Source organism: Nonomuraea sp. NPDC046570, from assembly GCF_040645915.1.
GTDB lineage: Bacteria > Actinomycetota > Actinomycetes > Streptosporangiales > Streptosporangiaceae > Nonomuraea.
The window spans coordinates 396,915-416,204 of the sequence record NZ_JBEYZF010000003.1 but is presented as its reverse complement, the minus strand read 5'-3'; the positions used below and the strand labels follow the sequence as shown (position 1 = coordinate 416,204).

General features: G+C 72.5%; 15 protein-coding genes. 3 read left to right on the top strand and 12 right to left on the bottom strand.

From position 1 onward, the window contains the following. Positions 1–6 precede the first annotated feature (6 nt). Positions 7–1,044 carry an LLM class F420-dependent oxidoreductase gene (locus ABZ911_RS08020; protein ID WP_358053145.1) on the bottom strand — a complete coding sequence of 346 codons (1,038 nt, stop codon included), beginning with the start codon at positions 1,042–1,044 and terminating at the stop codon, positions 7–9. Positions 1,045–1,390: 346 nt separating this feature from the next. Between ABZ911_RS08020 and ABZ911_RS08015 the strand changes: the two genes are divergently transcribed. Next, complete coding sequence (locus ABZ911_RS08015; RefSeq protein ID WP_358053143.1) at positions 1,391–2,005, top strand: amino acid-binding protein; 615 nt, start codon at positions 1,391–1,393, stop codon at positions 2,003–2,005. Here ABZ911_RS08015 and ABZ911_RS08010 read toward each other — a convergent pair whose 3' ends face one another. Beyond that, positions 2,006–3,286 (bottom strand): ATP-binding cassette domain-containing protein, encoded by a 1,281-nt coding sequence (locus ABZ911_RS08010; protein ID WP_358053141.1) that lies wholly within the window; start codon positions 3,284–3,286, stop codon positions 2,006–2,008. A 332-nt stretch (positions 3,287–3,618) separates the two neighbouring features. Here ABZ911_RS08010 and ABZ911_RS08005 point away from each other — a divergent pair, with 332 nt between their 5' ends. Both ABZ911_RS08005 and ABZ911_RS08000 read left to right on the top strand, forming a co-directional pair. After that, on the top strand, positions 3,619–5,145 hold the full coding sequence (locus ABZ911_RS08005; protein WP_358053139.1) for a glycoside hydrolase family 13 protein: 1,527 nt from the start codon (positions 3,619–3,621) through the stop codon (positions 5,143–5,145). Positions 5,146–5,155: 10 nt separating this feature from the next. Further along, on the top strand, positions 5,156–6,181 hold the full coding sequence (locus ABZ911_RS08000) for a LacI family DNA-binding transcriptional regulator (protein WP_358053137.1): 1,026 nt from the start codon (positions 5,156–5,158) through the stop codon (positions 6,179–6,181). 504 nt (positions 6,182–6,685) lie between these two features. Here ABZ911_RS08000 and ABZ911_RS07995 read toward each other — a convergent pair. From ABZ911_RS07995 to ABZ911_RS07950, 10 genes are all read right to left on the bottom strand, one after another. Continuing rightward, the gene (locus ABZ911_RS07995; RefSeq protein WP_358053135.1) at positions 6,686–7,216 is read right to left on the bottom strand and encodes an SET domain-containing protein-lysine N-methyltransferase; all 531 of its coding nucleotides are present in this window, start codon (positions 7,214–7,216) and stop codon (positions 6,686–6,688) included. A 46-nt stretch (positions 7,217–7,262) separates the two neighbouring features. After that, on the bottom strand, positions 7,263–8,981 hold the full coding sequence (locus ABZ911_RS07990; protein ID WP_358053133.1) for a serine/threonine-protein kinase: 1,719 nt from the start codon (positions 8,979–8,981) through the stop codon (positions 7,263–7,265). Positions 8,982–9,047: 66 nt separating this feature from the next. Next, positions 9,048–9,254 (bottom strand): hypothetical protein, encoded by a 207-nt coding sequence (locus ABZ911_RS07985; RefSeq protein ID WP_358053131.1) that lies wholly within the window; start codon positions 9,252–9,254, stop codon positions 9,048–9,050. Positions 9,255–9,269: 15 nt separating this feature from the next. Beyond that, positions 9,270–11,321 (bottom strand): acetoacetate decarboxylase family protein, encoded by a 2,052-nt coding sequence (locus ABZ911_RS07980; RefSeq protein WP_358053129.1) that lies wholly within the window; start codon positions 11,319–11,321, stop codon positions 9,270–9,272. Beyond that, positions 11,318–12,574 (bottom strand): cytochrome P450, encoded by a 1,257-nt coding sequence (locus ABZ911_RS07975; protein ID WP_358053127.1) that lies wholly within the window; start codon positions 12,572–12,574, stop codon positions 11,318–11,320. The genes ABZ911_RS07980 and ABZ911_RS07975 overlap by 4 nt, the downstream gene beginning before the upstream one ends. Beyond that, positions 12,567–13,931 (bottom strand): FAD-linked oxidase C-terminal domain-containing protein, encoded by a 1,365-nt coding sequence (locus ABZ911_RS07970; RefSeq protein ID WP_358053125.1) that lies wholly within the window; start codon positions 13,929–13,931, stop codon positions 12,567–12,569. Before ABZ911_RS07970 ends, ABZ911_RS07975 begins: the two co-directional genes overlap by 8 nt. An 8-nt stretch (positions 13,932–13,939) precedes the next feature. Further along, positions 13,940–15,499, bottom strand: coding sequence for a benzoylformate decarboxylase (gene mdlC / locus ABZ911_RS07965; RefSeq protein ID WP_358053123.1), 1,560 nt, complete (start codon positions 15,497–15,499; stop codon positions 13,940–13,942). Beyond that, on the bottom strand, positions 15,496–17,229 hold the full coding sequence (locus ABZ911_RS07960) for a peroxidase family protein (protein ID WP_358053121.1): 1,734 nt from the start codon (positions 17,227–17,229) through the stop codon (positions 15,496–15,498). Before ABZ911_RS07960 ends, mdlC begins: the two co-directional genes overlap by 4 nt. A gap of 162 nt (positions 17,230–17,391) precedes the next feature. Beyond that, the gene (locus ABZ911_RS07955) at positions 17,392–18,189 is read right to left on the bottom strand and encodes an IclR family transcriptional regulator (protein ID WP_358053119.1); all 798 of its coding nucleotides are present in this window, start codon (positions 18,187–18,189) and stop codon (positions 17,392–17,394) included. Positions 18,190–18,446: 257 nt separating this feature from the next. Next, entirely contained in the window at positions 18,447–19,283 is an 837-nt protein-coding gene (locus ABZ911_RS07950; RefSeq protein WP_358053117.1) for an SAM-dependent methyltransferase, read from the bottom strand. Between the last annotated feature and the right edge of the window lie 7 nt (positions 19,284–19,290).

The following is a 19,290-nucleotide window of genomic DNA, read 5'->3' as shown; positions in this document are numbered from 1 at the left end:
CCGGCGTCAGGCGTTCAGCTCGGCCAGCAGGCCGAGCTGTTCGATCCGGTCGTCGACGGTGGGCGCGCCGAGCCCGACGATCAGGCTCGTCGCGCCCGCCTCGCGGTACGCGGCGAGCCGTTCGCGGACCCGCCCCGGCGTCCCGCACAGGGCCAGCGCGTCGACCAGGTCGTCGGGCAGCTCGTCCATGGCCGCGCCGAGACCGTCGTCCAGATAGACGTCCTGCACCCGGGCCGCCGCCTCGGCGAACCCGAGCCGATGCGCCAGCCGGTTGTAGAAGTTGACCGCCTTCGTCCCCATCCCGCCCAGGTACAGCGCCAGCATCGGCCGGACGATGTCCCGGGCGTAGTCGGCGTCCTCGTCCACCATCGCCATCACCATCGGCGACACCGCGATCTCCGACACGTCCCGCCCCGCCGCGGCGGCCCCCTTGCGCAGCAGCCCGAGGGACTCGGCCAGGTGCTCGGGCGGGAAGTGGATGGGCAGCCAACCGTCGGCGATCTCCCCCGCGAGCGCGATCGCCCTGGGTCCCATCGCGGCCAGGTGGATGGGGAGCGGCTCTCGCACCGGCCCGATCGCCAGGCTCAGCTCCTTGCCGCTGCCGCCGGGCAGCGGCAGCTCCATCGTCTCGCCCTTGATCCGCACGGGCTCGCGCGCCAGCGCCATCCGCACGACCGCGACATAGTCCCGCAGGTACGCCAGCGGCCGCTCGTAGCGGTGACCGTGCCACCCCTCCGTCACCTGCGGGCCCGACGCGCCCAGGCCCAGCAGGAACCGGCCGTGGGAGAGCCGGTCGACCGTGGCCGCCGCCATCGCGGTCGCCACGGCCGAGCGGCCCGAGACCTGGACGACGCCGGTGCCGAGCTCGATCCGCGACGTGCCGGCCGCCAGCCAGGCCATGGTCGTCGCCGGGTCCGCGCCGTACCCCTCGGAGGCCCACGCCGAGGCGTACCCCAGCCGCTCCGCCTCCTGGACCAGCCGCAGCTGGTCCTCGGGACTCGCCGCGACCGGTCCCAGGGTTCCGATGCTGAAGCCAAGACGCACGACCGCCTCCTCGTCACAGGGATCTCGACCCGCATCATCTCCCGCGAACCGCCGGGAGCGAAGATCACAGACCGGAAATGTTCACGCGTCTTGAAGGACGCCGACGGAGAAATAGAGCGGTCGTCTTGGAGACTCCGGAATAGTCCATGTCGTGCCCGGAATAACGCTCGCCCCGCGCGGTGACGCGTGCCGCTACGGGCTCTTGGGGGCATCGTGGAGGAGGATCGACTGGTAGCCTGCTCTACTTTCATCGACATTTCGGGTATTTAGGCATCATGCTTGACATATCCAGGGAACATCTCTGAAACCTCCCTACAGCACTGTGGTGAGGGAAAGGGGAGGTGCGATGGTTCTGAGACTGAGGGTGTCACTGCCGGACCGGCCCGGGACGCTCGGGCAGGTGGCCAGGGCGCTGGGTGTGCTCGGGGCCGACATCCTGCAGGTCACCGTGCTGGAACGGGAATGCGGCAGGGCCGTGGACGACTTCACCGTCTGCTGGCCCGGCGTGTCCACCGCCGAAGCCGCGCGCGAACGGCTCTCGACGGTCCCGGGCGTACGGGTGGAGGGAGTCTGGCCGACCAAGGAGGTGCCCGGGTCCACGCCGGACTACGACCTGCTGCTGCACGTGGTCGCCGACCCGGCGCGCGGCCTGCCGACCCTGGTCGACGCGCTGCCGGGCCTGTGCGGCGCGGAGTGGGCGGTCGCGCTGGCCGGCGACGCCGTACGGCATGCGAGCCTGGCCGCCCCCGCCACCGTGAAGCTGCCCGGCCTGGTCCCGTTGCGGCCTGCCGCCTTCGCCGAGGCCGGGATCCGGCTGATGGTGCTGCCGATCACCCACGCCGCCCTGCACGTGGTCGTCGGCCGCAGGGAGGGCCCGCCCTTCCACCGCGCCGAACTGGACCGGGCCGCCAGGATCGTCGAGGTGGTGGCCAAGCTCGCGGACCGCGCGGTGGCGCGTTGACTAGCGGCGCGGCGGGTCGATGCGGGCGCCGTCCGTGGTGAACAGCATCAGCCTGGCCACGTCCACGCCCACCTTGACCGGCATGGCGGGACGCCACGCGGGCCGACCCCCGAGCCTGACGATCAGGTCCGCCCTGCGGTGGTGGCCGCTGCCGGGATTCTGGCCGACCTGCTCCTGATCCTCGTGCTGCTGCTCGGCCGGCGCGAACATCCGCCGCACCATGGCCCGCAGCCCGCCGGACTCGGTGCGCCCGCTGGCCGCGAGGCGCGGGTCCGGAGGCTCCGGCACGGCCACCGCCGGGGCGCCGCACTCGACGTAGGCCAGCCACTCGTGCCCGTGGTACTCCAGCGTCCTGACCCTGCCGAAGAAGGACGGCCCGTCATAGGACTCCTGCACGGGCGCGAGCCCGTCGGGCCGGATGCCGATGATGATCTGGCGGCCGGTGTGCTGGGAGACGGCGTACGCCCGGGGATCGCTCCACGGGATCACCAACTGGTGCGGGCCGAAGTCGAGCAGCACATGCTGGTTCTGCGGGGTGCGTACGGTCGCCGACAGCAGGTTGAGCTGCTGGGAGCTGAGGAAGGCGGCCACGAACGCGGTCGCCGGGTCGTTGTAGATCTGACCGGGCGTGCCGACGTCCTGGAGCACGCCGCGGTTCATGATGGCGATCCGGTCGGCCAGGGTCAGCGCCTCGACCTGGTCGTGCGTCACATAGATGGTGGTGACGCCGAGCGAGCGGACCAGGGAGGAGATCTCCATCCGCAGCTCGGTGCGCATCCCGGCGTCGAGGTTGGACAGCGGCTCGTCCATCAGGAAGATCTTCGGCTGCCGGACGATCGCCCGGCCCATCGCCACCCGCTGGCGCTGGCCGCCGGACAGGGTGCCGGGACGGCGGTCCAGGGTCTCGTCGATGTGCAGCGCCTTGGACAGCTCGGTCACCCGCTCCCTGACCATCGCCGGGTCGGCCTTGGCGATCTCCAGCGGGAAGGCCATGTTGCCGCGCACGGTCCGGTGCGGGTAGAGGGCGCCGTTCTGGAAGACCATGGCCACGTCGCGGTCGCGGGGTGCGAGGTGGTTGGAGATCTGGCCGTCGAGCCAGAGGTCGCCCTCGGTGATCTCCTCCAGCCCCGCGATCATCCGCAGCAGTGTGGACTTGCCGCATCCGGAGGGCCCGAGCAGGACCAGGAATTCGCCGTCCTCGGCGCGAAGGCTCATGCGGTCGACAGCGAGGTGGCCGCCGGGGTACACCTTGGTCACTTTGTCCAGGACGACCGAGCTCATGGGCCTGCTCCATGTTGGGGTCCGCCGGCGGGGAGCTCGCATGCTTGGCGGGCACGGGGCGTCGCCTGTGACGGGGCTGGTTGATGAGGTAGTACATCGCGGGTTAACGCCTCATGTCCAGCCTTGACATAAAAAATCGTGCTTTGGTCATGCGAGTCGACTCGCGTCCCTCGACGATGCGACCGGGCCGGGCACTCCCCGCGCCGATCTCCGCAGCAGCCTGCCCGCCTGGCCTCGACAAACGACGAAAAATCGTTGCATGGAACAACTTGCGTAAACTTGCCGAAACCTCTTACATGTTGGGAGGTTTACGTGATTTTGGGGAGACTTCTATGACAGTTCAGGACTCGTCGCCGACCCGCTGGTGGCGGGACGCGGTGATCTACCAGGTGTACGTGCGCAGCTTCGCCGACGGAGACGGTGACGGCGTGGGTGACCTGCGTGGCGTGCGCGACCGCCTGGACTACCTCGCGGACCTGGGCGTCGACGCCCTGTGGCTGACGCCGTTCTACACCTCGCCGATGGCCGACTTCGGGTACGACGTGGCCGACTACCGCGACGTCGACCCGCTGTTCGGCACGCTCGCCGACGCCAAGGCGCTGATCGACGACGCGCACGGCAGGGGCCTGCGGGTGATCGTGGACGTGGTCCCGAACCACACCTCCGACCAGCACGCGTGGTTCCGCGAAGCCGTACGGGATCCGAAGGCCCGTGACCGGTACATCTTCCGGGAGGGCAGAGGCGACGGGCCGCCCAACGACTGGGAGTCGATCTTCGGCGGGCCGGCATGGACGCGGGTCGAGGACGGGCAGTGGTACCTGCACCTGTTCGCCCCTGAGCAGCCCGACCTCAACTGGGACAACCCCGAGGTGCACGCCGAGTTCGAGGAGATCCTGCGCTTCTGGCTGGACCTGGGCGTCGACGGGTTCCGCGTCGACGTCGCGCACGGCATGGTCAAGCCCGCCGACCTACCCGACATCGGCCACCCGGACCAGGTGCGGATGATCGGCACCGAGCCCGTGCCGTACTTCGACCTCGACGAGGTGCACGACATCCACCGCCGCTGGCGGCGCGTCCTGGACTCCTACCCTGGCGAGCGCATCGGCGTCGCCGAGGCGTGGGCGCCCACGCCCGAGCGGCTGGCCAGGTACGTCCGCGAGGACGAGCTCCACCAGGCCTTCAACTTCCACTACCTGGGCACGCCGTGGGAATCCGGCGCGCTCCGCCACGTGATCACCGAGTCGCTCGCCTCGGCCGCCTCGGTGGGCGCGCCCAGCACCTGGGTGCTGTCCAACCACGACGTCAAACGGCACGTCACCCGCCTCGGCGGCCTGGCCAGGGCGCGCGCCGCCGCGCTGCTGACGCTGGCGCTGCCCGGCTCGGCCTACGTCTACCAGGGCGAGGAACTCGGCCTGCCCGAGGTGCTCGACCTGCCCGAGGAGGTCTGCCAGGACCCGCAGCGCCTGCGCGACCCTGACAGCGGACGCGACGGCTGCCGCGTGCCGATCCCGTGGACCTCGCAGGGCCCCTCCTACGGCTGGCGCCACCCCTGGCTGCCCATGCCCGCCACCTGGGGCGAGCTCAGCGTCGAGGCCGAACGCGACGACCCCGAATCGACGCTGGAGCTGTACCGCCAGGCGCTGCGCCTGCGCCGGACGCTGACCGGCGAGCTGCGCTGGCACGACTCGCCGGATGGCACGCTGGTCTTCTCCCGCGACGGGTTCGTCTGTACGGTCAATCTCACGGGCGCCCCGGTCAGGTCACCGATCGAGGGAGAGCCGCTGCTGGCGAGCGCCCCTGTGGAGAACGGCCTGCTGGCTCCCGATTCCACCACATGGTGGAAGACAAAGGTTGCGTAAAGTGTCCACCATGAATGGTCACGCTCGACTGGCTGACATCGCCGCCCAAGCCGGGGTGAGCGAGGCGACGGTAAGCCGGGTGCTCAACGGCAAGCCAGGGGTGTCCAACGCCACCCGGCAGGCCGTGATGACCGCGCTCGACCTCATGGGCTATGAGCGCCCCCAGCGGCTGCGCCAGCGCAGCAACGGACTGATCGGCCTGGTCACCCCCGAGCTGGACAACCCGATCTTCCCCGCCTTCGCGCAGGCGATCGAGAGGGCGCTGACCCAGCACGGCTACACCCCCGTGCTGTGCACCCAGATGCCCGGCGGCGCGCCCGAGGACGAGTTCACCGAACTGCTGGTCGACCGGGGGGTGAGCGGCATCGTCTTCGTGTCGGGGCTGCACGCCGACACCACGGCGCGGATGGACCGGTACACCAGGCTGACCGACCGCGGGCTGCCGATCGTGCTGGTCGACGGCTACAACGAGCACATCGACGCGCCGTTCATCTCGTCCGACGACCGGCTGGCGTCGCGGCTCGCCGTCCAGCATCTGGTCGACCTCGGGCACGAGCGGATCGGGCTGGCGCTCGGGCCGCGCCGGTTCGTGCCGGTCATCCGCAAGATCGAGGGCTACCGGCAGGCGATGGCGCACCTGCTCGGCGCGACCGACGTCGAGGAGCTCATCGCGCACTCGCTGTTCTCCGTCGAGGGCGGCCAGGCCGCCGCGGCGCAGCTGCTGGCCCGCGGCTGCACCGGCATCGTGTGCGCCAGCGACCTGATGGCGCTCGGCGCGATCCGGGCGTGCCGGGAGAAGGGCCTGTCGGTGCCGGGAGAGGTGTCGGTGGTCGGCTTCGACGACTCGCCGCTGATCGCCTTCACCGACCCGCCGCTGACCACCGTCCGCAAGCCGATCGGCGCGATGGCCTCGGCCGCCGTGCAGACGCTGCTCGAAGAGATCAACGGGGCGCAGGGCAGGCACGTTGAGCTCATCTTCCAGCCCGAACTGGTCGTCCGCGGCTCCACCGGCTCGGGGCCGCTGGTCAACCGTTGACATCCTCCTCTGCCTGTGGGCAGGGGATTCCAACGGCGACTACCCCACGGGGAGGTCGTGTTGAGGTTCACGGTTCGCGGGCTCCGGCAACCCGGGGCCTCCCCATGCGGCCACCGCATGCCCTGCGGCGGTGTCTCGAATGTTGCGGGCGCCTCGTGGTGCGCCCGGCGGTCTGAGCCGGAGACCAGCGTGATTCGGCCTCAGCCGAATGTGGATTCCGGAGCGTCGCGAGAGCTGGCAGGGTTGCCCGGAGGTAAGTTCTTGCGCGGGTCAATCGGGCCGGCCGTCAACCGCGTACGGGCATCGGCCTGTACGCGCACGACGGCCGGCCGTCCCGTCCCAGGGTCATCGGCGCGAATCGCGCCGATGGGGTTCGCCGGGGACGGTACGGGATCGGCAGCGGCACGCCGCTGCCGATCCGCGACTCCCACCGCCGACCCGGGCTTGGTGGTGCGGAACCGGGCCGTGCTCTGCTCAGTTGACCAGGGCCCCGGGTACGGTGGATCAGTCCGACCGGTGGATGAGCGTGAGCAGGGCCGGCACCCAGTGATCACCGTAGCGCTGCCGCAGATCGGCGAGCCGCCAGTCACCGCCGGTGATCTCGCGGCGGCAGAGGGGCGTGCCGCACCGGCAGTCCATGGTGAAGTCCGCCGCACCGCTGCAGGTGGCGTAGTCGTTGGTCACCTCCTCGCCTTCGGCGATGTCGCGCCGTGCGGCGAGGGTGTAGGCGCCGATCCACCACAGGTTCGGATCGCAGCTGTGGTTGCCCTTGCCGTTGGGGCGTCCCGGGGGCAGGACCAGGTGCAGCTCGTCCGTGACCGTGATGCTGTCGATGTAGGGACGGCCGGGACGCAGTGCGGCCCGGGCGAACAGTTCCCGCAGCTCCGCCTCGGACACCAGGTGACCGCCGAGCCGCGACACGACCGTGCCGGCCCTGATGGCGGCCCGCGCGAACAGGCCGTCCCCGGCGACCGGAGAGGGCCGTACCTCGAGGTCCGGGTGCAGCCAGCAGTCAGGTTCTGGATCTTCTATCACGAGCCCACCCTGCCTCACTCCCGCCGTGGTCAGGCGGGTCGCTCGATCACGCCTTGTCGGAGAGGGTGACGCGCACGCCCCCGCTCAGCCCCGAGTCGTGTAGTTCCACCAGCACCGGGCGGATCTTCCTGGGGAGCTCGAACAGCAGCGCGCCGGTGAAGGAGTCGCCGGGGCCCAGCCTGACCGGGGTGGTCTCGGCGCCCGACTTGTCGAGGAGCTTGGCGGCGCCGTGCTTGGCGTCGTCCTCGTCGACGATCTTCTGCTGGCCCGGGTACAGGACCCGGGCCTCGATGCCGATGTTGCTCACCTTGACCGCCAGACGGCATCTGCGGGTCGCGGCCTTGCCCGCCGCTTTGGGGCAGGTGAGAGCGTTCACGGTGAACCGGAGCTTGCCGTCCTGTACGGGCCCTTCCGCGTTGACGCTCGCCGGCCGCATGACCAGGGTCAGCAGGGTCAGCGCCACCAGTAACAGCACCACCAGGGCGACCCCCGCCACCAGGCAGCCGATCCCCTTGCGCGACTTGGCCCGCCCCGCGACGGGGTAGGCGGACGGCGGGACGGGTTGCATCGGTCCACGGCCCCGCCCGGTCTGCGGCACGGTCCCGGCCGGCCACGCGGACGCGGGCGGCCCCTGCGTCGCACGCGGCCGTCCTGCGGGCGCGGGGCCGGGTCCGGCTGCGGGCGGAGGGGCGGGTCGTCTGGACGAGGTGCCGGGGCCCTGCGGCGGGACGCCGCCAGGCCCGCGAGGCAGTGGCCCGGGACTGGTGCGGTCGTAGGCGGGAGGCGGGGCGGGCCGGGACTGGCGGGGCGGCGGCGCCTGGTGGGCGCGGTTGCCGGGGAAGCCGGCCAGCGGGGGCACGTCGGCCGGATTCCACATGTTCGTCAGGTGCTTGGTGGCCGCGAGCTGCGCCGGCCGGTCACCCGAGGTGTCGGGCGCCCCCACCAGTTCGAGCAGCAACTGCCGCGCGGGCGGCCGCATCGCCGGGTCGGGATGGATGGCGGCGGCGACGAGCCGGTCCAGCGGCGCGGGCAACCCCCGCAGATCAGGCGGCGCGGTACGGGCCCTGGCCGCCATCACATAGGCGTCCCCCTCCCCGAACGGATGCCCGCCCAGCCCCGCGTACGCCACCAGCGACCCCCAGGCGAACACGTCCGCCGCGGGGCTGGTGCGCCCCTCGAAGACCTGCTCGGGAGCGATCCACCCGGGCGTTCCCATCACCATGCCCGCGTTGGTGTGCTTGGAGCCCAGGTTCGTCGACTTGGCCAGGCCGAAGTCGATCACCCGCGGCCCGGCGAGCGTCAGCATGACGTTCGCCGGTTTGAGGTCGCGGTGCACCAGCCCGGCCGCGTGGATCGCGGTGAGCGCCGCCGCCACGCCGACGGCGGCCGAGTGCAGCACCGACGGCGGTAGCGCGCCGTGCTGGATGAGGTGGTCCTCCAGGGAGACGCCGTCGATGTACTCGGTGACGAGGTACAGCAGGCCGTCGTCGTCGCCGTGGTCGAGCACGCGGGCCGTGCAGAAGGAGGCCACGCGCTGGGCGTTGGACACTTCTTCGTGGAAGCGCGAGCGGTAGACGGGGTCGGCGGCGAAGTCGCGGCGGATCGCCTTGAGCGCCACCTGGGTGCCGTCGGGGGACTGGGCCAGGTAGACGGTGCCCATGCCGCCGGAGCCGAGACGGCTGAGGAGTTCGTACACCCCGATGGCCGCTGGGTCCTGGGGCGTCAGCGGTGTGCCAGGGGAGCTGCCTTGCCGCCCCAACGTCACTGTCCTCCTCAGCCTGTCTTGACCTTTTCACCCCCGACTCTAATGGAGGAAGACCTCACAAGCGCCTTATCCACGGGCCTCCAGACGGCGGGCGGCTTCGTCGAGATGGCCGGAGGCGACGGCGCAGCGGATGATCTGCCCGGTGAGCACCGGGTCGAGCCAGGACGGCGCGATCCCTTCGCGGCGCAGCCTGCTCGCGATGTCGCGCAGTCTGATCGCGTGCTCGGCCAGTTCGGCCGCGTCCGCACGCAGCGTTTGCGAGGGTTTGGACATGGAGTCTCCTTTGTCCTAGTCGTTGGTGAGCGGGGTTCCCGCGCCGAGCCTGGCCCGGTAGCGGGGGACGGACAGGGCCGCCAGCGGGGTGGCGCCGTCGAGGCCGAGCTCGCGCAGCAGCCGGGCCACGGGATGGCCGGAGGATCCGGCGCGGAGCCGTACCGGGGGCAGGGGGTGGGCGGTGGTGTGGCCGTCGACCTCGACGTGTGAGCGGAGCGGGTGCTCGCCGAGGCGGGAGTAGAGCACCTGGTCCATGCGCGGCGAGGGCAGGCCGGGCCCGAGCCGCCCGGCGAGCGCGAGCAGCGGGGTCCCGTGGTGATCGTGTACGGCCGCAGCCACCCGGCCCCTCTTCCGCCCGACCGTCACCCGCCCGGTCAGGCCGGGCAGCCCCCACACCTCCCGGCCCGCACGCGCCGCCTCCTCCGTCGAGACGACCCTGGCGACCACGTGCACCCCGGAACGCCGCCGGTCGGCCTCCGCCAGCAGCTCGGTCCACACCTTCAGCGGACGCGCCCGCCACGGATCGTGGACCAGGAGGCCGACGCTGACCTCGTCGTGCGCGCCCAGGGAACCGGCCCGGTAGGAGTAGGCGGAGACGGTCACGACGGCCCGCCCGCCGAGCCGTACCAACTGGCCGAGGCCGGGGCCCGCCAGGCGGGCGGCGGCGTCCGCGTCGGCGGCGAAGAAGGCGACGAGGGCGCTGCCCTCGCAGTGCCGCTGCGAGGAGGGGACGGTGAGGAACGGGAAGCCGGGCGGGGCCTGGCGCCGGTCCCACAGGCGGTAGGCCTGGCAGCGGGTGACGGGACCGTGGAAGGCGGACAGCCGCCGCTCGATGTGCTCGCGCTCCTCGTGCAGGTCGTCGCGCAGGTCGTCCAGGTAGACCTGGATGTCGTGGCACTGCGGGAAGCGGTGGGACGGGTTGGTGTAGTCGACGACGTACCAGTCGGGGTGCAGGTCGAAGCAGTTGCCCGCGCCCATGCCGTCGAGCGTGGGCACGATGTCGTGCTGGTTGGTGATCGAGGCCACCCAGGTGCGCGGGTCGGCGCAGATCTTGAAATCGATCGGCGCGCCCACCGACACCACGTGCGTGACCCGGTACCTGGCGCAGAAGGCCGCGTCCTGCGCCAGGTTCATCACCGCGGCCCCGCCCTCGCTGTGCCCGACCAGCACCAGCTCGGCCCCCTCCGGCACACCGAAGTCGGCGATCGCCTTGGCCAGCGCCCTGACGTACGGCGAGTCGCCGAGGATGGTGTTGCGGCCCGCGCCGACGAAGTCCTGCGGCGAGTCGTTGACGGGACTGCCGAACCCCATCCCCGGCGCGAGCACGGCATAGCGCAGCCGCCCGTCCGGCCCCTCGATCTCCTGCAGCATGATCCGCCCGTTGGTGCGCAGTACGGCGATCGCCTCCAGGAAGGCGAGCACCGACCCGCGCGAGGCGATCCCCGCCCGCTCGCCGGGCGGCAGGGCGATCCGGTAGGCGGCGCCTTCGCCCCTGTCCCACCGGGTGACGAGCCTGGTGTCCAGCCCGAACAGCGGCTCCGACCTGGGCGCCCTGCCGACGGCCACCCCCCAGCCCGACCCGTCGTTGAACGGGTTCTCGTCGATGAGCGCGCGCACCGCCAGCAGCTCCATCGCGATGGGCGCGATCGCCGACACGGTTTCGGACGCCCCCCGGCGGGCGAACATGCCGCGCAGGATCCTGACCGCCGCGAGGTCCCGGTCGGAGGTGACCGCGTCGATGAGCGCCCGGGTGTCGTCGTCCTTGAACAGCTCGGGATGGCCGACCGCGACCGCCTCGATGCGCAGCCTGAGCGAGGTCACCGCGACCAGCTCGGCCAGGCTCTCCGCACCGGCCACGCCGCCCGCCCTGGCCGCGAACTCGCCCGCCCGGCCGCCGCACACCGCCCAGCCCAGCCCGCGCGGGCTGGTCAACGCCCGGGCCAGGGCGAGCCGGCCGCGCAGGTCCGCGCGGGCCAGCGCGGCCGTCGTGCGCTCGCCGATCGCCCGGATGCGAGCCGCGATCCCGGCGATCTCCGCCGCCGCCTCCTTGAGCACCGCCTCCTTCATCGGGCCGCCTCGCGCAGCACGATCCGCAGCTTCAGCGTGTCGAGCATCAGCGGCAGCCTCGGCGGCAGCGGCCTGCCCTCCAGCTCGGGGGTGGCCCGGCGGAGCAGCTCGGCCAGGAAGGCGGTGGCGACGTGCAGGGCGAGGTTCATGCCCTTGCACTGGCCGTCCCCCCGGCTGAACGGCCCGAGCAGCCACTCCCGCTCGGCCGTCCCGTCGTCCCAGATGCCGGGGGAGAAGGTGTGCGCGTACCCGAGCCGGGAGTCTCTGGCGTGCAGGATCAGCGGGATCAGCACGCTGGTGCCCGCGGGCAGCACGTCGCCGTACCAGTCGGTGTCGCGGGTCGTCGTGCGCACCAGCACCGGCACCGGCGCCCACAGCCGCAGTCCTTCCAGCAGGCAGCCCCGGAGCCGCGCGGGCGGGCAGGGGAAGGAGGCCAGCAGCGCGAGCGACTGCATCAGCGCGGGCGTCGGCACAGTGAACCCCATCAGCCAGAACGCGGCCTGCCTGACCACGCTGGTGGCGGGGCCGCGCGGCGTCGCGGCGGCCAGCGCGGCCAGGCTGCCGGGCTCGGCCCGGAGCAGGTGCCCGGTGATCAGCTCGTCGTAGCGGGCCGACAGCCTGGCCTGGGCGCGGCCGCGCAGCCCGGCCCAGTTGCCCGCCAGCCGCAGCCTGGCCAGGACGCGGCTCAGCTCGTGGTCGTCGCGGGCGGCGTCGCCGTACAGGCAGCGCCGGGCCACCCGGTTCCAGCAGGCGTCGAGCCGGTCGTAGGTCACCACGCCCGGCACCAGCGTCGCGGCCTCCTCGGCGGCGATCTCGGCGAAACGGTCGGCCATCCGGTGCGCGGTCTCGGCCGAGCCGAGCACCTCGCCGACGAACGCGGCCCGCTCGCGCCGCTCCGCGCCGGTGGACAGCAGCAGCGTGCCGTCCAGGAACGGCGCCAGGCCCTTCAGCTTCTCCGGCGCGGCCAGCGAGTACACCTCGTCGGAGGCGCTCAGCACCTCCCGGACGTCCTCGCCGGACAGCACCAGCAGGGTGGGCCCGGCCAGGCCCTTCACCAGCACCGGGCGCCCGCCGTAACGCTCCCGCAGCTGGGCCGTGAGCCGGTGGGCGTACCCCAGCGTGCCCAGCCGGTTGGTCACGGTGTGGCCCGGCCTCGCCGTGGTCACGGTGCCGCGCAGCAGGCCCGGGAGCAGGAACGCGGCGATGAAGGCGGCGTTCTCGGCCGGGGTGGCGCGGGGGATTCCGTCAGACATGCAGGACCTTCCCGGGGTTCAGGATCCCGGCCGGGTCGAACAGCGCCTTGATCTCCTGCTGCAGGCGGAAGGCTACGGGATCGAGTTCGCGGCGGAGCCAGGCTCTTTTCAGGAGCCCCACCCCGTGCTCCCCGGTGATCGTCCCGCCCAGCTCCAGCGCCGCCGCCATGATCGCGTCGTGCGCCTCCTCCGCCCGCCGCACCTCGTCCGGGTCGTCCTGGTCGAACAGCACCAGCGGGTGCAGGTTGCCGTCGCCGGCGTGACCGGTCGCCGCGATGTACAGGCCGTGGCTCTTGGCGATGAGCTCGATCTCGTCGACGAGCGCGGCCAGCGACCCGCGCGGCACCGCCACGTCCTCGACGAACGCGGTCGGCCTGCCCTTCATCCGGGCCAGCACGGCCAGCGTCGCCGCCCCGATCATCCGGCGCGCCTCCAGCACCTGCTGCGACCGCGCCGTCTCCAGGTGTACGGCTCCCGCCAGCGCGCACAGCTCCGCGATCGCCTCGAGGTCGCCGTCCTCGCTCTCCACGATCAGCGTCGGCGCCGCCCCCGCCGACAGCAGGGGATGGCCGAGCTCGATGATCGCCCCGGTCGTGGTGCGGTCCATCAGCTCCAGCGCCGACGGCGTGTGCCCGGCCGCGATGATCGCCGCCACCGCCGCGCCCGCCGCGAACGCCGAGCCGAACTGGGCCAGCATCGCCAGCGCGGGCCGCCGGGCCGGGCGCAAGGCCAGTGTCGCCTCCACGATCACCCCGAGGGTACCCTCCGAGCCGACGAACAGCCGGGTCAGGTCGAGCCCCGCCACCCCCTTCACGGTGCGCCTGCCGGTCCGGGTGAACGTCCCGTCGGCCAGCACGACGCCCAGGCCGAGCACGTAGTCGGCGGTCACGCCGTACTTCACGCAGCACAGCCCGCCCGCGCCGGTGGCGATGTTCCCGCCGATCGTGCAGGTGTCCCGGGAGACCGGGTCGGGCGGGTAGAACAGGCCCTGCTCGGCGACCGCGTCGGCCAGCACGCGGGTGGTGACGCCGGGCTCGCAGCGGACCAGCCGGTTGGCCTGGTCGATCTCCAGGATGCGGTCCATCCCGGTCAGCGACAGCACGACGCAGCCGTCCACGGCGTTGGCGCCGCCGGCCAGGCCGGTGCGCGCCCCCTGCGGCACCACCGGCACCCGCAGCGCGTGCGCGGTCCGCACCACGTGCTGCACCTGCTCGACCGTGCGCGGCCGGGCGACCACGGCGGGCGCGCCCGCCGGCCCGAAGGGGGCGCTGTCGCGCGTATGCAGGCCCAGCGCGGCCGGGTCGGTCAAGACGGCGTCGCCGGGCAGCCCGGCGCGCAGTGTTTCGATCAGATCCACGGACTCTCCTAGGAAGGTGGGGCGACCGGCACGTCGATGAGGTGCGGCGCGTCCGACGCGGTCGCGGCGCGGACGGCCTCCACGAGGGCGTCGAAGCTCTCGGCCCGGGACGCGGCCACGCCGTAGCCGCGGGCGATCGAGCAGATGTCGATGCCGCCGATGTCGAGGCCGGGCACGCCGGGCGCGTTCTCGAGGCGGCCGAACCACTTCAGGATCGAGTACTCGCGGTTGGTGAGGACCACGAACGTCACCGGGATCCGGTAGGCGGCGGCGGTCCACAGCGCGGGCACGGCGTACTGCGCCGACCCGTCGCCGACCACCGCCACCACCGGCCGCGAGGGCTGCCCCAGCCGGGCGCCGACGGCCGCGGGCAGCCCGTAGCCGAGGCCGCCGCCCGCGGTGAACAGGAACGAGCCGGGCCTGCGCATCCGGATCTGGTCGTGGAAGTCCGGCCGGTTGGACGGCGACTCGTTGACCCAGAGCGTGTCGGGCGGCGCGCCCTGGGCGAGCGCGGCCAGCGCCGAGACCGGCGACATCGGGCTCCGGCCGGGCGGAGCGGGCGCGGGGCCCGGCCTCGGCTCCGGGGCCGCGCGGCCGGTGGGCTTGACCAGGTCGGCCAGGGTGCGCAGCGCCTGCCGTACGTCGCCGACGATGGCGTCCCCGCAGGCGGCGCGGGCCGCTTCGGCGGGGTCGCAGGTGAGCTGCACCAGCTCGGCGCCCTCGGGCAGCAGCGCGCCCGGCACGTACGGGTAGTAGCGGAAGACCGGGGCGCCCGCCACGATCACCAGGTCGTGGCCCGCCAGCTCCGCCGACAGCGGCGCGATGGCCGGGGGAAGCTGGCCCCGGTAGGCCGGGTGGTCCTGGGGGAAGGCGACCCGGCCCTCCAGGGGGGCCTCCCAGACCGGCAGCGCGCACCGCTCGGCCAACTCGACCGCCGCGTCCCAGTCCGCGTCGGCGCCCACCACCAGCACGGGCGAGACGGCCAGGTCCAGGCGCTCGGCCAGCGCGGCCAGCTCCGCCGGGTCGGCCGTCGAGGCGCCCGCCACCCGGCGCGGCGGGCACGGCGCGGCCTCGGCGTCGAAGTCGTCCATCGGCAGCGACAGGAACACCGGCCCCCTCGGCGGGGTGGCCGCCAGGTGGTAGGCGCGCTCCAGCGCGGCCGGCACGTCCTGCGGCCTGGGCGGCTCGTAGGCCCACTTCACGGCGGGCTGCGGCAGCGTCGTCGGCGCCACGTTGGTCAGTAGCGCCTCCATCGTCAGCATCGCCCTGACCTGCTGCCCCGCCGTGACGATCATCGGCGTGCGGTTGGCGGCGGCACCGAGGATCGCGCCCATCGCGTTGCCGACCCCGGGCCCGGTGTGCAGGTTGACCAGCGCGGGCCGCCCGGTGACGGCCGCGTAGCCGTCGGCCATGCCCACCACCACGGCCTCCTGCAGCCCGAGGACGTAGCGGAAGCCGGCGGGGAAGTCCTTCAGCATGGGCAGCTCGGTCGAGCCGGGGTTGCCGAACACGGTGGTCAGCCCCCGCTCGCGCATCCAGTCGACCACCACCTCCCTGACCGTGCTCACGCGGGCCTCCGCCACGGGGTGAACGGGTTGCGCACCCCGGCCAGCGCGGGCGCCAGCTCCGGGTGGTGGCGCAGCAGCACGTCGGCCATCCTGCCGCGCTCGACCCAGGCCAGCCCCTCGGGGCTGTAGATCTCGGGCTTGTACAGGTCGGTGAAGAACGGGTCGCTCTTCAGCCGCCGCGAGGCCATCAGGATGAACACCCGGAAGGCGGTGTCGGAGAAGGCGAACCCCGTCGGCGGGCGCTCGGCGTACATCCCGACCATCGTGTCCATCCGGTCGATGTCGCCGTCGTAGACCTCGGCCAGTTCGGCCGCGGTCGCCACGTCGCCGGTCAGGTCGGCGAAGCCGGTGATCGGCGGCCGGTGCAGCATCCGCCGGAACGCGGTGTAGCGGGGTATGCCGCGCTCGCGGTCGCGCAGCACGTCCACCGCGGCCAGGTCGAGGTGCTCGCCGAACATGCCGCGCAGGTTGCGCAGCGCGTCGGGGTGGTTGTGCAAGGTGATCGCGCCCGGGTGGGCGACGCCGAAGCTGTAGAACAGGTCGGACATCCCGTAGGCGTCCACCGCCGCCCGCGTGCCGCGCCCCTGCAACGGCGTGAAGTCCGTCCTGGCCACCAGCTCCCCGCGCAGGTGGGAGCGGATCTCCCAGTCGTCGGGGATGAGCGGATGCATCCGGTAGGCGGTGACGAACTCCTCGGTGATGGAGTACGGCACGCCGTGGTGGTCCATCGGCGACCCCAGGATGCCCGACAGCACCTCGCCCCGGCCCAGCCGCCGCCCGGCGAACCGCCCGAGCAGCCCCGACCAGTTCACGTTCATGCCCAGCCGCACGCTCGGCCGGTCCAGCAGCGCCGGCGTCCACTCCACCGTGTGGATCTTGGCCATCAGCGCGACGTTGACCAGCCTGGCCGTCTGGAACAGCCGCTCGTCCCGCCAGCTCGGGTAGGCGGCGGCCAGCATCGCGCAGATCGCGTTGTGCTCCTTGACGAACAGCGTGTGCAGCATCGACAGGCCGGCCCAGTAGTTGTCGGCGAAGCCCGTCCGGTCCACGCCCGCCATCCCGGGCGAATCCTCCTCGGGCAGCCGCCCGTCCTCGACGATCATCATGCCGCCCTCGCCGGTCCGCAGCCGGCGGCAGGCCGCCTCGGAGCTGCCGTAGAGCTGCGAGCCGTCCCACCAGTGGGTGACCACGTTCTGGAAGGTGGGCGGCGCGTCCGGGTCGGCGGGCGGGACCGGGTCGGGTCTGGTCCGCCGCACCAGCATGGCCCGCTCGGGCCACGGGTCGCCGTCCTCGACGGGCACCCGCATCGGATGGGCGGCCGGGTTGCGGCCGTGGCTGAACCAGTCGTGGTTCTGGAAGTGGATCCACGCGGCGGCCAGCACGTTGAGCGACGTGGCCGGCTTGAACGAGCGCCTGGCCAGCAGCTTGTTGCTGACCTCGCGCGGGCTCGGCGACATCAGCTCCGGCAACTGCTCGGGGACGGTCAGGTGCAGCGGCGCGTTGCGGTCGAAGCGCGTGTGCGCGGCGCCCATGTCCACGTCGGCGGGGTCGTAGCCGCTGCCGTCGTAGGTCCTGTGCAGCGGCCTGCAGCTCGCCGGCCGGCGCGGAGGCTCGCCGCCCGCGTCGCAGGTGTCGTGCAGGTTGTGCTCGCGAAGCTGCTCGCGCAGCCCGGCGAGCTTGATCAGCTGCACCGCGAAGGGGAGCCGGTGCCACTGGTCGGTTGCCGTCATAGGGGAGCCTCTCGGTCACGTGTAGTGATCCGATGAGAACGCTCCGTAATCGCCGGAGGCAACGCGCGTTTCGACTGATGGAACGTTGCCGACGATCGGCGACGCGACGTTCCGCCCGCCGGTACGGCTCGCGCAGGGCGGCGCGAGCCGTACCGGATGGGCTCAGTCGAGGGCGCGCATGGTGGTGGAGATGGCCTGGGCGGCGCCGCGCACCGCGATGCCCAGCCGGGCCAGCGGCAGTGCCGAGGCGGGCGTGGCGACGCCCACCGCCATGCAGATCGAGCCGGTCGGCCCGAACACGGGCGCGGCGACGCACGCCACGCCTTCGGCGTACTCCTCCTGGGAGTAGGCCACGCCCTGCCGGCGGACCAGGGCCAGCTCGCGGTCGAGGGTGGCGAACGCGGTGATGGTGCGCCTGGTCATCCGGGTCAGCGGCCCGCCTCGCTCGGACAGCGCCTTGCGCAGGTCGTCGTCGAAGGCGAGCAGCACCTTGCCGGTGGCGGTGCAGTGCAGGGGGGCGCGGTCGTGCTCGTCGGAGGGGGTGTGGATCCGGTCGTGACCGTACAGTCGTTCGACGTAGGCGGCCTCCAGGCCGGACGGGACGGCCAGGTTCACCGTCTGCCGGGTCGTCTCGTACAGGTGCAGCAGGTCGGGGAGCACCGCTCGCCGGGTGCCCGGGATCCTGGCCCGGGACATGGCGGTGAGCAGGTCGCCCAGCATGTAGCCGGTGCCCTCGCGGCGGGCCAGCCCGCGCGAGCAGAGCACGCCGAGCAGCCGGTGCGCGGTCGACTTCGGCAGACCGGTCCTCCTGCCCAGTTGCGACAGGCTCAGCGGGCGCGGATCGGTGCTCAGCGAGGTCAGGATGTCGATCCCGCGTTCCAGACTTCCTGAGGTGGTGCGATGCGCTCCTTGTCGCGGGAGGATCGGATCGTGGTGGAGGGAGGAGGAAGTCCTCGGCATATTGCGTCACCCTTTTTGTTTCGCCGAGGAGAAGGGAGGGTCTTCCCCGGAAACAGTGTTTGCCAAATTTTTGACTACCCGAAATGCAGGTCTGTGACACCCGCTTATGGCGGCCCGCCCCGCAGCGAGATGATCTCCGCGAACACCGACAACGCCACCTCCGCGGGCGTCCCGGCACCGAGGTCCAGTCCGCCCGGGACCCGCACCCGCGCACCCTCGGCGAGGGGCGTGGGGAGGACTTCAACTGGAGCTGACGCTCACGCGCCGGGTGCGGGCTTGCGGGCGACGCCGCCAAGGAAGGCGTAGTGGGTGATCGTCGAGCAGCGCTCCACGCCACCGGGACCGGGACGCCACTCCGGCATCGGCACCAGCCCCGGGTCGAGCAGCTCCAGCCCGTCGAAGAAGGCGAGGATCTCCTCGTGGGTGCGCCAGCGCCCGGTGCCCAGCCGCTCGTTGAACATCTTCTCGAAGGCGGTCACATGCGCCGAGACCCGCGGGTGCGCCTGACCGGGGTCGGCGAAGTGCGAGATGGCGACATAGCTGCCCGGGGGCAGCTCCGCGACCAGCCGCCGCACGATGCCGCCCGGCCCCTCCTCGTCGTGCAGGTGGTGCAGGATGGCGAACAGCAGCACCGCGACCGGCCGCTCGAAGTCGATCAGCGCCCGTACGTCGGGATGGCGGAGGATCTCCTCGGGGGAGCGCAGGTCACCCTCGACGATCCGGGTCCGCGGGGCGGACAGCAGCGCCCGCCCGTGCACGAGGGCCATCTCGTCGTTGTCGACGTAGATCACCTTCGCACCGGGGGATACCTCTCCGGCCACCTCGTGCACGTTGCCCTGAGTGGGCAGGCCCGAGCCGATGTCGACGAACTGGTCGACGCCCGCCTCGCCGGCCAGATGGCGGACCACGCGACGCAGGAAGGTCCGGTTGACCCGGGCCGCGTCGGCGCCCTCCGGGTCCATCCGGACGGCGGCCTCGGCCACCTGGCGGTCGACCGCGAAGTTGTCCTTCCCACCGAGGAAGAAGTCGTAGACGCGGGCGATGCTCGGTCGCTTCGCGTCGACGCCAGGGGGAACGCGTTCCTCGATGGGCACAGGAGTC

Excerpts from the sequence above, each read along its gene's own strand:
- ABZ911_RS07980 (WP_358053129.1), bottom strand. The coding sequence starts at position 11,321 with ATGAAGGAGGCGGTGCTCAAGGAGGCGGCGGCGGAGATCGCCGGGATC.
- ABZ911_RS08000 (WP_358053137.1), top strand. The coding sequence starts at position 5,156 with ATGAATGGTCACGCTCGACTGGCTGACATCGCCGCCCAAGCCGGGGTG.
- ABZ911_RS08005 (WP_358053139.1), top strand. The coding sequence starts at position 3,619 with ATGACAGTTCAGGACTCGTCGCCGACCCGCTGGTGGCGGGACGCGGTG.
- ABZ911_RS07960 (WP_358053121.1), bottom strand. The coding sequence starts at position 17,229 with ATGACGGCAACCGACCAGTGGCACCGGCTCCCCTTCGCGGTGCAGCTG.
- ABZ911_RS08010 (WP_358053141.1), bottom strand. The coding sequence starts at position 3,286 with ATGAGCTCGGTCGTCCTGGACAAAGTGACCAAGGTGTACCCCGGCGGC.
- ABZ911_RS07985 (WP_358053131.1), bottom strand. The coding sequence starts at position 9,254 with ATGTCCAAACCCTCGCAAACGCTGCGTGCGGACGCGGCCGAACTGGCC.
- ABZ911_RS08015 (WP_358053143.1), top strand. The coding sequence starts at position 1,391 with ATGGTTCTGAGACTGAGGGTGTCACTGCCGGACCGGCCCGGGACGCTC.
- ABZ911_RS07955 (WP_358053119.1), bottom strand. The coding sequence starts at position 18,189 with ATGCCGAGGACTTCCTCCTCCCTCCACCACGATCCGATCCTCCCGCGA.
- ABZ911_RS07975 (WP_358053127.1), bottom strand. The coding sequence starts at position 12,574 with ATGTCTGACGGAATCCCCCGCGCCACCCCGGCCGAGAACGCCGCCTTC.